The organism is Bacillus sp. FJAT-52991 (assembly GCF_037201805.1).
Classification (GTDB): Bacteria; Bacillota; Bacilli; order Bacillales; family Domibacillaceae; genus Bacillus_CE; species Bacillus_CE kandeliae.
On record NZ_CP147404.1, the window covers coordinates 312565 to 327214 of the forward strand.

Here is a 14650-nt window from a genome sequence, read left to right on the forward strand (position 1 = left end):
AAGTTTCACTTTATAGTGAAAAGGCTTGATAAGTCCCTATTGAAAAACAGGCTAAACTCTCCGTTTAATGGAGAGTTTATTATTTTTATAGACATTGGGAGGAGGAATGGCCATGTATCACCCACGATTAAAAGGAAGTTCTTATGAGGCAGGTAAGCATTATGCCAGTATTCTTTATAAAAACGGCTTCAGATTTCCGAAAGCGACAGAAGAGAAGTTAGCTTTTGGAGCAGCATGCCACCCTATTTTAGCCGAGTTTGATCCAGATATGGTGAAAGAAATCCAAGGATTTGCAGAAGGCTGCCACTCGACATTTGCTGAAGTTAGTTCCTTTTTGTTAAGCATCGGTGTGTTTGAACCGGCTGGTCAATGTAGCATTTTTGCTGCATTCAATGGAAAGGAAACAATTATTGGCCGAAATTACGATATGCTTTTTAATTTAAAAAAAACGACAGAAGCTTCACTTGTTTGCTTACAAGGTAAAAACAAATATATAGGTCATTCCGATTGTTTTATCGGCAAGGTAGACGGAATCAATGAACATGGCTTATTTGTAGGGATTACTTCAGTGCCTCATCAAGAAGTAAAGTATGGGTTGAATTTTTATTTTGCTGTGCGTTATATTTTGGAGAATTGTTGTACAGTGGAAGAAGGAATTAATGTATTAAAACGGTTCCCAAGCTCAACAGCAAATAACTATTTATTAGCAGACTCTACAGGCAAGATGGCGGTCGTTGAAGTGACGCTACAAGAGGTTCGAGTACGTTTTCCAGAAAATGATTATATTCATTGTACGAATCATCATGAAAGCGATCATGTAACTGAAAGCTGGAATTGGAGCAAGTCAAAAGAGCGTTTTGACACATTGGACAAGCAGCTGAAAGAGAACGTTCAAAAGATAGATTTACTGATGGCTCAAGCGATAATGTCAGAAACAAAGGGGCATGTTTGTTTAAACTTAAAGGAGTATCAATTTGGTACGCTTTTCTCCATTGCGGCCAACTTAAACACGTTAGAAATCCATCGAGCGGAGGGACAGCCGAATCGAGTAAAATATATAGACGACAAGCGCTTAGTAGAAGCTGTTCATAAGGCAAAGTAAAAGAGGAACCTTTCTGTTGGTTTCTCTTTATTGTGATTAGCATTTGCTATTTCACAATAAAAACGATTTGTCCTTTATGATAGGAGTAACAGTCCATTTTTTTTGATGAATATTTTTTTGTAATTCTTATTGACTTTATATTTTAGAACATGTTATATTATATTCCTGCCGCTAATAACAGCGGTTTTGAAAAAAGCTTCAAAAAAACTTTTAAAAAATAGTTGACTTTTAAACTATTTAAATGTTAGAATTTAATTCCTGTCATTAATAATGACGAGTGAAATTGATCTTTGAAAACTGAACAAAATAAACGTCAACGTTAATTCAAATAGCGAAGGCATCATCTAATGATGACCTAAGCAGGACAAAAACGAGCAAAGGAACATCTGCTAAGTCCGTCACATCCTGTGACAACGCAGATGCCTGCACATCCATGTGCAATGCAAACATCTTTTTGGAGAGTTTGATCCTGGCTCAGGACGAACGCTGGCGGCGTGCCTAATACATGCAAGTCGAGCGAACTTGATGGAAGCTTGCTTCTATTCAAGTTAGCGGCGGACGGGTGAGTAACACGTGGGTAACCTGCCTGTAAGACTGGGATAACTCCGGGAAACCGGGGCTAATACCAGATAAGTTCTTTCTCCGCATGGAGAAAGATTGAAAGACGGTTTCGGCTGTCACTTACAGATGGACCCGCGGCGCATTAGCTAGTTGGTGAGGTAACGGCTCACCAAGGCGACGATGCGTAGCCGACCTGAGAGGGTGATCGGCCACACTGGGACTGAGACACGGCCCAGACTCCTACGGGAGGCAGCAGTAGGGAATCTTCCGCAATGGACGAAAGTCTGACGGAGCAACGCCGCGTGAGTGAAGAAGGTTTTCGGATCGTAAAGCTCTGTTGTTAGGGAAGAACAAGTATCGGAGTAACTGCCGGTACCTTGACGGTACCTAACCAGAAAGCCACGGCTAACTACGTGCCAGCAGCCGCGGTAATACGTAGGTGGCAAGCGTTGTCCGGAATTATTGGGCGTAAAGCGCGCGCAGGCGGTCTTTTAAGTCTGATGTGAAAGCCCACGGCTCAACCGTGGAGGGTCATTGGAAACTGGAAGACTTGAGTGCAGAAGAGAAGAGCGGAATTCCACGTGTAGCGGTGAAATGCGTAGAGATGTGGAGGAACACCAGTGGCGAAGGCGGCTCTTTGGTCTGTAACTGACGCTGAGGCGCGAAAGCGTGGGGAGCAAACAGGATTAGATACCCTGGTAGTCCACGCCGTAAACGATGAGTGCTAAGTGTTGGAGGGTTTCCGCCCTTCAGTGCTGCAGCTAACGCATTAAGCACTCCGCCTGGGGAGTACGGCCGCAAGGCTGAAACTCAAAGGAATTGACGGGGGCCCGCACAAGCGGTGGAGCATGTGGTTTAATTCGAAGCAACGCGAAGAACCTTACCAGGTCTTGACATCCTCTGACAACTCTGGAGACAGAGCGTTCCCCTTCGGGGGACAGAGTGACAGGTGGTGCATGGTTGTCGTCAGCTCGTGTCGTGAGATGTTGGGTTAAGTCCCGCAACGAGCGCAACCCTTGATCTTAGTTGCCAGCATTTAGTTGGGCACTCTAAGGTGACTGCCGGTGACAAACCGGAGGAAGGTGGGGATGACGTCAAATCATCATGCCCCTTATGACCTGGGCTACACACGTGCTACAATGGATGGTACAAAGGGCTGCAAGACCGCGAGGTTTAGCCAATCCCATAAAACCATTCTCAGTTCGGATTGTAGGCTGCAACTCGCCTACATGAAGCCGGAATCGCTAGTAATCGCGGATCAGCATGCCGCGGTGAATACGTTCCCGGGCCTTGTACACACCGCCCGTCACACCACGAGAGTTTGCAACACCCGAAGTCGGTGGGGTAACCCTTACGGGAGCCAGCCGCCTAAGGTGGGGCAGATGATTGGGGTGAAGTCGTAACAAGGTAGCCGTATCGGAAGGTGCGGCTGGATCACCTCCTTTCTAAGGAAATTAACGGAAAGTAAGAACGCTGTTCTTACTCAAATTAACGACGCGTTTTATTTTGTTCAGTTTTGAAGGATGAATTCCTTCTATTTACTTGTTCTTTGAAAACTGGATAATATCGTATAAAGTAACCAAGCAATAACCGAGTAATCGCCATTTTAGGTTAAGTTAGAAAGGGCGCACGGTGGATGCCTTGGCACTAGGAGCCGACGAAGGACGGGACTAACTCCGATATGCTCTGGGGAGCTGTAAGTAAGCATTGATCCAGAGATTTCCGAATGGGGAAACCCACTGTTCGTAATGGAACAGTATCTCTGTCTGAATACATAGGACAGTTGAAGGCACACCCGGGGAACTGAAACATCTAAGTACCTGGAGGAAGAGAAAGCAAATGCGATTCCCTGAGTAGCGGCGAGCGAAACGGGAACAGCCCAAACCAGAAGGCTTGCCTTCTGGGGTTGTAGGACACTCTACACGGAGTTACAAAAGAACGGGATAGGCGAAGAGGTCTGGAAAGGCCCATCAGAGAAGGTAACAATCCTGTAGCCGAAATTTCGTTCTCTCCAGAGTGGATCCTGAGTACGGCGGAACACGTGAAATTCCGTCGGAATCCGGGAGGACCATCTCCCAAGGCTAAATACTCCCTAGTGACCGATAGTGAACCAGTACCGTGAGGGAAAGGTGAAAAGCACCCCGGAAGGGGAGTGAAAAAGATCCTGAAACCGTGTGCCTACAAGTAGTTAGAGCCCGTTAATGGGTGATAGCGTGCCTTTTGTAGAATGAACCGGCGAGTTACGATTTCATGCAAGGTTAAGCCAAAAAGGCGGAGCCGCAGCGAAAGCGAGTCTGAATAGGGCGAATGAGTATGAGGTCGTAGACCCGAAACCAGGTGATCTACCCATGTCCAGGGTGAAGGTAAGGTAACACTTACTGGAGGCCCGAACCCACGCACGTTGAAAAGTGCGGGGATGAGGTGTGGGTAGCGGTGAAATTCCAATCGAACCTGGAGATAGCTGGTTCTCTCCGAAATAGCTTTAGGGCTAGCCTCAAGGGAAGAGTCTTGGAGGTAGAGCACTGTTTGGACTAGGGGCCCCCATCGGGTTACCGAATTCAGACAAACTCCGAATGCCAAAGACTTATCCTTGGGAGTCAGACTGCGAGTGATAAGATCCGTAGTCAAGAGGGAAACAGCCCAGACCACCAGCTAAGGTCCCAAAGTATACGTTAAGTGGAAAAGGATGTGGAGTTGCTTAGACAACCAGGATGTTGGCTTAGAAGCAGCCACCATTTAAAGAGTGCGTAATAGCTCACTGGTCGAGTGACTCTGCGCCGAAAATGTACCGGGGCTAAACGTATCACCGAAGCTGTGGATTGACATCTTTGATGTCAGTGGTAGGAGAGCGTTCTAAGGGCGGTGAAGCTAGACCGTAAGGACTAGTGGAGCGCTTAGAAGTGAGAATGCCGGTATGAGTAGCGAAAGAAGGGTGAGAATCCCTTCCACCGAATGCCTAAGGTTTCCTGAGGAAGGCTCGTCCTCTCAGGGTTAGTCGGGACCTAAGCCGAGGCCGATAGGCGTAGGCGATGGATAACAGGTTGATATTCCTGTACCACCTATTTACCATTTGAGCAATGGGGGGACGCAGGAGGATAGGGTAAGCGCGCGAATGGAAATGCGCGTCCAAGCAGTTAGGCCGATGACGAGGCAAATCCCGTCATCATCAAGGCGGAGCTGTGACGGCGAGGGAAATATAGTACCGAAGTTCCTGATTCCACACTGCCAAGAAAAGCCTCTAGCGAGGTAAAAGGTGCCCGTACCGCAAACCGACACAGGTAGGCGAGGAGAGAATCCTAAGGTGAGCGAGTGAACTCTCGTTAAGGAACTCGGCAAAATGACCCCGTAACTTCGGGAGAAGGGGTGCTCTTTGGGGTGAATAGCCCCGAGGAGCCGCAGTGAATAGGCCCAGGCGACTGTTTAGCAAAAACACAGGTCTCTGCGAAGCCGCAAGGCGAAGTATAGGGGCTGACGCCTGCCCGGTGCTGGAAGGTTAAGGGGAGCGCTTAGCAATAGCGAAGGTGTGAACCGAAGCCCCAGTAAACGGCGGCCGTAACTATAACGGTCCTAAGGTAGCGAAATTCCTTGTCGGGTAAGTTCCGACCCGCACGAAAGGCGTAACGATCTGGGCACTGTCTCAACGAGAGACTCGGTGAAATTATAGTACCTGTGAAGATGCAGGTTACCCGCGACAGGACGGAAAGACCCCGTGGAGCTTTACTGTAGCCTGATATTGAATTTTGGCACAGCTTGTACAGGATAGGTAGGAGCCTTTGAAGCGTGAGCGCCAGCTTACGTGGAGGCGTTGGTGGGATACTACCCTGGCTGTGTTGAACTTCTAACCCGCACCCCTGATCGGGGTGGGAGACAGTGTCAGGCGGGCAGTTTGACTGGGGCGGTCGCCTCCTAAAAAGTAACGGAGGCGCCCAAAGGTTCCCTCAGAATGGTTGGAAATCATTCGCAGAGTGTAAAGGCACAAGGGAGCTTGACTGCGAGACCTACAAGTCGAGCAGGGACGAAAGTCGGGCTTAGTGATCCGGTGGTTCCGCATGGAAGGGCCATCGCTCAACGGATAAAAGCTACCCCGGGGATAACAGGCTTATCTCCCCCAAGAGTCCACATCGACGGGGAGGTTTGGCACCTCGATGTCGGCTCATCGCATCCTGGGGCTGTAGTCGGTCCCAAGGGTTGGGCTGTTCGCCCATTAAAGCGGTACGCGAGCTGGGTTCAGAACGTCGTGAGACAGTTCGGTCCCTATCCGTCGCGGGCGCAGGAAATTTGAGAGGAGCTGTCCTTAGTACGAGAGGACCGGGATGGACGCACCGCTGGTGTACCAGTTGTCTTGCCAAAGGCATCGCTGGGTAGCTATGTGCGGACGGGATAAGTGCTGAAAGCATCTAAGCATGAAGCCCCCCTCAAGATGAGATTTCCCATAGCGCAAGCTAGTAAGATCCCTGAAAGATGATCAGGTAGATAGGTTCGAGGTGGAAGCGTGGCGACACGTGGAGCTGACGAATACTAATCGATCGAGGACTTTTCCTAGGCGATTTGTACGGTTACAATACTTATTATCCAGTTTTGAAAGAACAATTCTTTCAAACTTCATAGTCTGGTGGCGATAGCGAAGAGGTCACACCCGTTCCCATCCCGAACACGGAAGTTAAGCTCTTCAGCGCCGATGGTAGTTGGGGGTTTCCCCCTGTGAGAGTAGGACGTTGCCAGGCGACTTCCCCAATAGGGGTTTTTATTTTGAGAATTTACATAGTAGGCCCGTTGGTCAAGCGGTTAAGACACCGCCCTTTCACGGCGGTAACACGGGTTCGAATCCCGTACGGGTCACCATTTGGAGGATTAGCTCAGCTGGGAGAGCACCTGCCTTACAAGCAGGGGGTCGGCGGTTCGATCCCGTCATCCTCCACCATTAATATTGGTCCGGTAGTTCAGTTGGTTAGAATGCCTGCCTGTCACGCAGGAGGTCGCGGGTTCGAGTCCCGTCCGGACCGTCATTTATACAACGATTTAAAAAATGTGCAAAGGAAAAAATCCTTTGCACATTTTTTAGTTTGAGTTAACAATAAATTGAGATTAGAATTGTAAAAATCTAGTGATTGTGTTATCATAACTATAAATAAATGGAGGAGGTATCGAAAATAGCACAATGGATATCCAATAATTTTTTTCGCTCATTAATTGAAAAGCAAAAAAATGACTTTGCCTTGGCAAAGAAGCGGGATATTTGTGTCTATTTTTAAATGCCTTGATCGGAATAGAAATAAATAAGTATAGTAAAACCCTTTGAATTAGAGGGTGTAGTCTATTCTTTTTTATTTCATGTAAGGACACAGGTGTATGTATAGCCTGTGTTTTTTATTTATATAAAGGGTTAGCTCATAAACTAATTTGAATTGATGAGCCTTTAGTTGGCCATCAACCAATGGCACTTCCTGCTTTTTTCTTTGGTGAAGAAAGATGGAGGAATTTGTATGTTTATCTTAAAAATAGAGAATGCCAAGATGGAGTTTGATGGAGTGACCTTGTTTGAACAAGCTTCATTAGAGATTCAGGAAAATGAACGAGTGGCTTTAATCGGAGAGAATGGTGTAGGCAAGACCACATTTTTAAAAGGGATTCTTGGACAAATACCAATGAAAGAAGGGAAAATAACGTTTGGGATTTCTCGTGATGAAATCGGTTGGATGATGCAAGATTCTGACGGTGATGTTTGTCTTTCTACTCGCGAGTGGGTGGAAAGTGAGCATCTGGAGTTGAGCCAACTTAAACGAGAATTGTTAAAGAGCCAAGAGGAGAAACGGTTGGATGATTACAATCAAACTCTTCAAAAATATTTAGACATGGATGGGTATCAATGGGAAGTACAAGTGGAAAAGACGCTGAATCAGCTCGGTCTATTAGAGCCTGTATGGGAATTGCCGTTTTCTAGTTTGAGTGGCGGACAAAAAACGCGTGCTAAGCTAGCGAGGGTAATGATAAAATCGCCTAAATTACTCATTCTTGATGAGCCAACGAATCATTTAGATACGGAGACGATCGAGTGGCTTCAGGATTGGTTAAGTCGTTATCGAGGCAGTGTATTATTTATTTCTCATGAGCGTGACTTCATTGATCAGATGGCTCAGATGACATATGAATTAACGGAAAAAGGAATGAAAAAATATCAAGGTGGCTATCAAGCCTATAAAACGCAAAAAGATCATGAAATGAAGTCGCTTCAATCTTTGTATGAGAAGCAACGACAGGAGAGAAAGAAATTAATAGACACGATTCAAATGTATAAAAATTGGTATCAACAAGCGAATGCTGCTGCTAGCGTACGTAACCCCGTTGCACAGAAACAAGCGGCTAAACAAGCTACAAAATATAAAACGAAGGAGAAGGAGTTAGAACGGTTAGAAAATGAACGTGTTGAAAAACCGCAAGAGACGCCTTCTATTCAAGCGAGCTTTGATGCGAAAGATTTTTCTGGAAAGAGAATGTTAGATGTCAATCAGGTTAGTTTTTCTTATGGGACCCACCTTGTTCTTCGTGAAGTAAACATGCAAATTAAGCGTGGTGATCGACTAGCGGTTATCGGTAAAAATGGTAGCGGCAAAACGACGTTATTAAAACTGATGGCCGGGAAATTAATGCCGACAAGCGGAGTTATTACAAGAAATCCACAACTAAACATCGGTTATTTTTTTCAAGAGCTTGAAAATTTGCATCCCGAACGAACGATTCTGGAAGAACTTTTGTCTTTGCCAAATATAACTCAGTCCGAAGCAAGGACGATCCTTGCTTGCTTCTTATTCCGAAAAGAAGAGGTTTATAAGAAAGTGAAGCAGTTAAGCATGGGAGAGAAGTGTCGTGTCGCCTTTGTAAAGCTTTATTTTTCTGGAGCTAATTTGCTGATTTTAGATGAGCCGACTAATTATTTAGATATTGCGACTCGTGAACGGATAGAAGAAATGTTAGTTGCCTACCAAGGGGCTGTTGTCGTGGTTGCCCATGATCCATATTTGTTACGGAAAATCACGAATAAGGTTGCAATGATTGGGAATGGAAAGGTGTCTAACTACATCGGCACTTATGAAGAATGGGAACAGCATGTAAGCATCTCACCTCAGAGTCAAGAGATAAGAAATAAGCAGCAACGATTAGAATGGGAGCTTGCAGAGCTGTTAAGTGAGGAAGGCGTTGAAGCAGAAGAGCAGCGGCTTGAAAAAGCAAAAGAACTGAAACAACAATTAGAGCAGTTGAAATCGATGGAAGAATAATGGGATAAAAAAGAAAGCCGTCAGCTTGTTGGAATCAGGGCTGACGGCTGTTTTCTTTCAATTAGTTAGCGAACGGTTACGAATGAGGAAGAAATAGGAGAATAATGCCATACTATTACAACTGAAAATAATTATTCCCATCGGTAAAGCATTTTCGTCACCTGCGATCCCAACGAGTGGAGACACGATTGCTCCACCGATAAATGGAAGTAATCCTAATAGAGCAGAAGCACTTCCCGCCGATTCTCCTTGTCTTTGCATACTTAAAGAAAAGGCTGTCGTTGAGACCATACCAACGCTAGAAACAATAAGGAAGAGTGCGATAATCATAGGGAGTAGTGGAAGCTTGGCAATGACAACAATGATAAGTAACAGGCTTCCTGTAAAGGCCATTAAAATGCCGCTTAAAAGTAGCTTCGTTTCGCCAACCGTACTAGATAATCTCCCCGCGATTTGGGCTGAAATAATAATTCCTAATCCATTAAGGGCAAATAACATTGAAAATTGTTGTGGAGTGACGCCATAAATATTTTGCAGGACGAAAGGCGATCCCGCAATGTAGGCAAACATGCTGGCCATAATCAACGCTTGTGTACTGGTTAATCCCATAAATGAACGGTCTTTTAATAGAGTCCCAAATGTTTTCAACGTCGCTTTTAAACTGCTTTCTGACCGATGATGCATAGGCAATGTTTCTGGTAAAAAGAAAAGCACCGCTAAAAACATTATCAACCCAATAACGCCTAAAATGATAAAAACGGCAGGCCAAGAAGTGAAATTTAATACGGCTCCTCCAGAAATGGGCGCAAGAATTGGCGCAGCTCCATTGACAAGAGCGAGTAAAGAAACAAACTTCGTTAATTCTTTTCCAGAATATAAGTCACGAGCAGAAGCACGCGCGATAACAATCCCAGCGGCTCCCGTTAATCCTTGGACGAAGCGAAGGAAAACGAGTATCCAAATGTTAGGGCTAAAAGCACATAGCACTGAGGCCACTGAATAAATGAGTAAAGTAGAAATAAGTGGTTTACGTCTTCCTTGTATATCACTTAAAGGTCCGAAAATTAATTGTCCAATTGCCAAGCCTAGTAAACAAGCTGTCAAGCTTAATTGTGCGAGTGAAGTCGTTGTATGTAAGTCCTCTGCTACCATTGGAAGAGCAGGCAGATACATATCCATCGATAATGGACCAAAAGCGGTTAATGAACCAAGAATGAGCACGACCCAAGCTTTGCTGAATGGACTCGCGAGCTCTGTTTGTTTTTCTAATGAATTCATTTTCTGTCTCCTTTCTAGTTATTTTTCAAAGTATGAAATTACTCTAACATATAGATTGGAAATATACACCTTTAGAATAGTGCTAATAGTTAGCTTAAGAGGGGAAAGACCTTGTCTTTTTACTACCCTCCATATAAAATAAAATAGAACTGGAAAATTGTAGCTAGGGTTCCGCTTCTGTTTGAGAAGGTCTGTGACCGAGGGCTACCTCTTCTGCAATAGCAGAAGGCACCTATTGACATAAAAGGTCCGAGGGGAAAGGTTCAGCGTGTTTCGTATGCGCTGAATGCTTTCTCCCGGACCTTTTTTATTTTGAAATGGAGGGAAAACAATGAGTAAAGGGTTACAAGTGTATCCAGGTGTAGCTATGGTGGTTTTCAATGAAAAAAAGCAAGTATTGTTGCAAAAGAGAGCGGATGTTGGTCTTTGGGGGTTGCCATCTGGTCATGTGGAGCCAGGAGAAACGGTGGCGGAAGCGGCGATACGTGAAATTCATGAGGAAACAAACCTACATATTCGTATCAAAAAATTAATCGGCGTTTATTCAGAGCCATCTTCACAAATTTTTGCTTATCCAGATGGTCGGACCGTTCATTTTATTACTACTTGTTTTTTAGCTGAGATTATTGGAGGAGAGTTACGCTATTATTCTGATGAATCATTGGATGTGAAATTCTTTGAGATAGATCAGCTACCTGCTGACTTATTGCCGATGCATCCGCGCTGGCTTGATGATGCTTTGGCTAATGAAGAGAAGGCCTTTATTCGTTAGTGGAATATGCTACAATAATAGCAATATTCAAAAAAGGAGTAAGAAGCCTCTATGTATGTGCGCTTTCGGCTTATTTATCTTTTCCTTTGTTTCAGTCTATTACTTGTGTTTGCCCCCTTTACTACTACTAGTATTGTTGGTCATGCTAAGCAAACAAAGGCTAAGGAAGGAAAAAAAGTATATAAAATTGCTGGTGAACAACATTTAGCTCCTTTCTCTTTTATAAATGAAAAAGGGGAGTTTACTGGTTTTAGTGTCGCATTATTTGACTATATTGCGGCAAATGAGGATGTAGAGTTTGAGTACATTCCGATGGATCTTTATCAGGCAACAGACGCTCTTCAAAAAGGAGAGGTGGATGCCATTATGGGAATGAAATATTCGGCCGAACAAAGTGCACGCTTTGCCTTTTCAGAGTCGTATTTCACGATGGCTGATGCCGTTATTATTCCAAATGAATCTGCCTCTAAAGTGAAAACGTTAACGGATTTACGTGAAAAAACGATTGTTATGCAGGAGGAGCCTGTTTCTTTTGATCTATTATTAAATGTTAGAAGAGTTGATTTTCTATTAGCACTTAATCCTGAAGACGCCTTGCAGTTTTTGTTTATGGGACGCGCAGATGCTTATCTTTCGAATAAATGGACTGCTGAATATTATTTAGAAAAGGCAGGCAAACAAACTGAATATAAAGTGTTGGATCATTTAAGTGTACCTTCAGAGTTTGCAGTCGCTGTTAATCCGGGCGACACAGAATTGTTGTCCTTGATTAATCGATCATTAAACCATATGGAAGCGAGTGGGGAGTATCAGCAACTGTATAATGAATGGTTTACCTCTGGCACAGATGAACAATTGAAGCAATTAAAAAATTGGATCGTTTGTCTAATTGTTTTAATCACGTTGACATTTGCTGTTTTGTACATGACGTACATATGGAATAAACGTCTGCAAAGGGAAGTGGTAAAGCGGACCTCTGCGTTAGCAGTAGCCAATGAAAAGCTTGAAGTGCAGCGTCGAGCTATTTCTGATGCCAATGCTTTTAAAACACAAATTATTAATCATATGTATTATGGCATTCTTACATTCGATGAGTCTTTTCAACTGACCAGTATGAATCAGAGTGCCAGGCAAATGCTTCATTTGTCAGACAGGAAAGCTGTGCAAACGGATGATATTTTAGAACAACCGCTCATTCGCCGTATTCTTCATACATATGAGCATATGTGGGATAAGAAAATGGAGTTATTGAAAGACGAAATTGAAATTGAGCATGAAGGTCAAACACAATTTTTCTTATACCGCTTAATTCCACTTTATGAAGAAAGGGGGCAAATGAACGGTTACTTATTGACGCTTGCTGACCGTTCAGAAGCAAGGATACTTGAGGAGAAGCTTGCTACTCAAGAAAAAATGCGGGCGCTTGGACAGCTTGTAGCCGGAGTGGCTCATGAAATTCGTAATCCGCTGACATCGATGAAAATGTTTATTGATTTACTTCCGCGTAAATATGAGGATTCTGTGTTTCGAGAAGAGCTGTTAAAGCATGTACCAGAAGCCCTTCATCGGATGAATCGAATTGTGGAAAACCTGCTTGATTATGCTCGGCCGAAATATCCGAAGAAGAAGATGTTTGCTGTAGAGCCGTTTTTTCAATCGCTAGAGGCGATCATTCAGCCAACATTAAGAAAAAAAGGCATTCAGCTTCATTTAAAGATTGAATCAGGCATGATGCTGTATAGTGATCCCGATCAAATGAAGCAAGTGATGCTAAATTTAATGTTGAATGCGGTCGATGCGATGGAAAATCGTTCAGAAAAAGTTTTATCGATTGAAGCTAAAACAGATCAGGCAATAGGTGTCATTCGTGTATCGGATACTGGATGCGGTATGGAGAAAGAAGAAATTTCTCATATTTTAGAGCCTTTTTACACGACGAAAGATCATGGGGTAGGGCTTGGATTAACCCTTTGCTATCAATGGGTGAAAGAGAACAATGGAGAGATGAATATTGAATCTGTAAAGGGGCAAGGGACTACATTTTCTCTTGAACTGCCTACAGAGGTAGAAGGAGGAGAAAGATAGATGAAGCCAGCTATACTAATAATTGATGATGAATCGGCTATTGGGTCTTCTCTTCGCTTTGCTTTAGAAAATGAATACGAAGTGACTGCCGTGACTCATGTTCCAAACGGATATGAGCTTTTGAAAGAAAAGAGTATGGATATCGTGCTACTCGATTGGCGGCTTGGGAAATATAACGGGCTTGAGGTGCTGACTGAAATAAAAACGATTCAGCCGGACATAGCCGTTATTATGATGACCGCCTATGGAACGATTGAATCCTCAGTTGAAGCGATGAAGCGCGGTGCCTATCATTACATTACCAAACCATTAGATCTTGATGAGTTAGAACTTTTACTTGAAAAGGCACTGGAGCATCGGCAGCTACACCATAAAATTCGCGAGTTAAGCGATACGATCGAGAAAATTAAAGGTTATGACCAAATGATTGGGGAAAGCGACGTGATGAAGCAAGTATTTTCCCTTATTGATCGTGTGAAAGATATTGATTCTAGTGTGTTGATCTTTGGAGAGAGCGGAACAGGTAAAGAATTAGTAGCGAGAGCGATTCATCGGCAAGGAAAAAGAAAGAATGGACCGTTTATTTCTGTGAACTGTGCGGCGATTCCGGAAGCCTTGCTTGAAAGTGAATTGTTTGGCTATGCAAAAGGTGCTTTTACAGGAGCAGTGCGCAGCCAAGAAGGGAAGGTGGCTGTTGCGAATGGTGGGACGCTGTTTTTAGATGAAATAGGTGAAATGCCGCCTTCCTTGCAAGCAAAACTGTTAAGGGTATTACAGGAAAAGGAAATTACGCCGCTTGGATCGACCGAAACGAAAAATGTAGATGTGCGGATTATTAGTGCAACGAATAAAAATTTGCTTAGCATGATAGAGGAAGGTTCATTTCGTGAAGATTTATTCTTTCGCTTGAACGTCATTCCAATCCAGCTACCGCTTTTACGTGATCGAAAAGAGGATATTGATCTGTTAATTTCATATTTTTTAAAGAAATATGCAGAAGAAATGCAACGACCTTTGCCTACACTTTCCTCCAGAGCGTACGACCAACTCATCAACTATGACTATCCGGGTAATATTCGGCAACTAGGTAATATTCTTGAATATGCCGTAGCGATGGCAAAAGAAAGAGTCATTCAACTAGAGGATTTACCAATCACTGCGGTAAAGACAAAGGAATCCTCAACTATGTTAGAGCATTCAACAAATGATCAAGAAGTGATTGAAGTCCCTATTGAAGCGACAATGAAAGAAGCTGAGCGGTTAATTATTGAGGCAGTACTTGAACACTGTGGAGGGAATCGTCGGCAAACGGCCAGTGCACTAGAGATCAGTGAAAGAAATCTTCGCAATAAATTACAACTGTATCGTCAAGAGCAGAAATAGCATGAAAAAAATGCCGGGTAGGAACATTTTGCCGTTCTCACCCGGCATTTTTTGCCGCTTTTATGAAGCTACCACTGACTATTTACTTCGCTTAAGTAAACAACTAAAAAAATAGATAAGGGGCCTCAAAGCTTGAAAACGCTAGGTTTATTCTATTGATCATCAATAAAAATACGGTTATTATTATCTGAATTT

At 43.8% G+C, this 14650-nt stretch carries 6 protein-coding genes, 3 tRNA genes and 3 rRNA genes; 11 read left to right on the forward strand and 1 reads right to left on the reverse strand.

Annotated features, from left to right (window positions below):
* Positions 1-112 precede the first annotated feature (112 nt).
* From WDJ61_RS01835 to abc-f, 8 genes are all read left to right on the forward strand, one after another.
* The gene (locus WDJ61_RS01835; protein WP_338752764.1) at positions 113-1102 is read left to right on the forward strand and encodes a C45 family peptidase; all 990 of its coding nucleotides are present in this window, start codon (positions 113-115) and stop codon (positions 1100-1102) included.
* Between the two features lie 451 nt (positions 1103-1553).
* Positions 1554-3108, forward strand: a 16S ribosomal RNA gene (locus tag WDJ61_RS01840).
* Between the two features lie 164 nt (positions 3109-3272).
* A 23S ribosomal RNA gene (locus WDJ61_RS01845) occupies positions 3273-6205 on the forward strand.
* A gap of 66 nt (positions 6206-6271) precedes the next feature.
* Positions 6272-6387, forward strand: a 5S ribosomal RNA gene (rrf, locus tag WDJ61_RS01850).
* The 16S, 23S and 5S rRNA genes sit together here with 3 tRNA genes alongside, the layout of an rRNA operon.
* A 43-nt stretch (positions 6388-6430) precedes the next feature.
* A tRNA-Glu gene (locus WDJ61_RS01855) sits at positions 6431-6505 on the forward strand.
* A gap of 3 nt (positions 6506-6508) precedes the next feature.
* Positions 6509-6584 (forward strand) — tRNA-Val (locus WDJ61_RS01860).
* 8 nt (positions 6585-6592) lie between these two features.
* A tRNA-Asp gene (locus WDJ61_RS01865) sits at positions 6593-6666 on the forward strand.
* A 480-nt stretch (positions 6667-7146) separates the two neighbouring features.
* Positions 7147-8937: a ribosomal protection-like ABC-F family protein gene (abc-f, locus tag WDJ61_RS01870; RefSeq protein WP_338752765.1), complete on the forward strand. Its 1791-nt coding sequence runs from the start codon at positions 7147-7149 to the stop codon at positions 8935-8937.
* Between the two features lie 57 nt (positions 8938-8994).
* Here abc-f and WDJ61_RS01875 read toward each other — a convergent pair whose 3' ends face one another.
* The gene (locus tag WDJ61_RS01875; RefSeq protein ID WP_338752766.1) at positions 8995-10215 is read right to left on the reverse strand and encodes a multidrug effflux MFS transporter; all 1221 of its coding nucleotides are present in this window, start codon (positions 10213-10215) and stop codon (positions 8995-8997) included.
* 331 nt (positions 10216-10546) lie between these two features.
* Between WDJ61_RS01875 and WDJ61_RS01880 the strand changes: the two genes are divergently transcribed.
* The 3 genes from WDJ61_RS01880 to WDJ61_RS01890 are packed head-to-tail and all read left to right on the forward strand — an operon-like array spanning position 10547 to position 14455.
* Positions 10547-10987 (forward strand): NUDIX domain-containing protein, encoded by a 441-nt coding sequence (locus tag WDJ61_RS01880; protein WP_338752767.1) that lies wholly within the window; start codon positions 10547-10549, stop codon positions 10985-10987.
* A 51-nt stretch (positions 10988-11038) separates the two neighbouring features.
* Positions 11039-13072 (forward strand): transporter substrate-binding domain-containing protein, encoded by a 2034-nt coding sequence (locus WDJ61_RS01885; protein ID WP_338752768.1) that lies wholly within the window; start codon positions 11039-11041, stop codon positions 13070-13072.
* Positions 13073-14455, forward strand: coding sequence for a sigma-54 dependent transcriptional regulator (locus tag WDJ61_RS01890; RefSeq protein ID WP_338752769.1), 1383 nt, complete (start codon positions 13073-13075; stop codon positions 14453-14455).
* Positions 14456-14650: the final 195 nt, after the last annotated feature.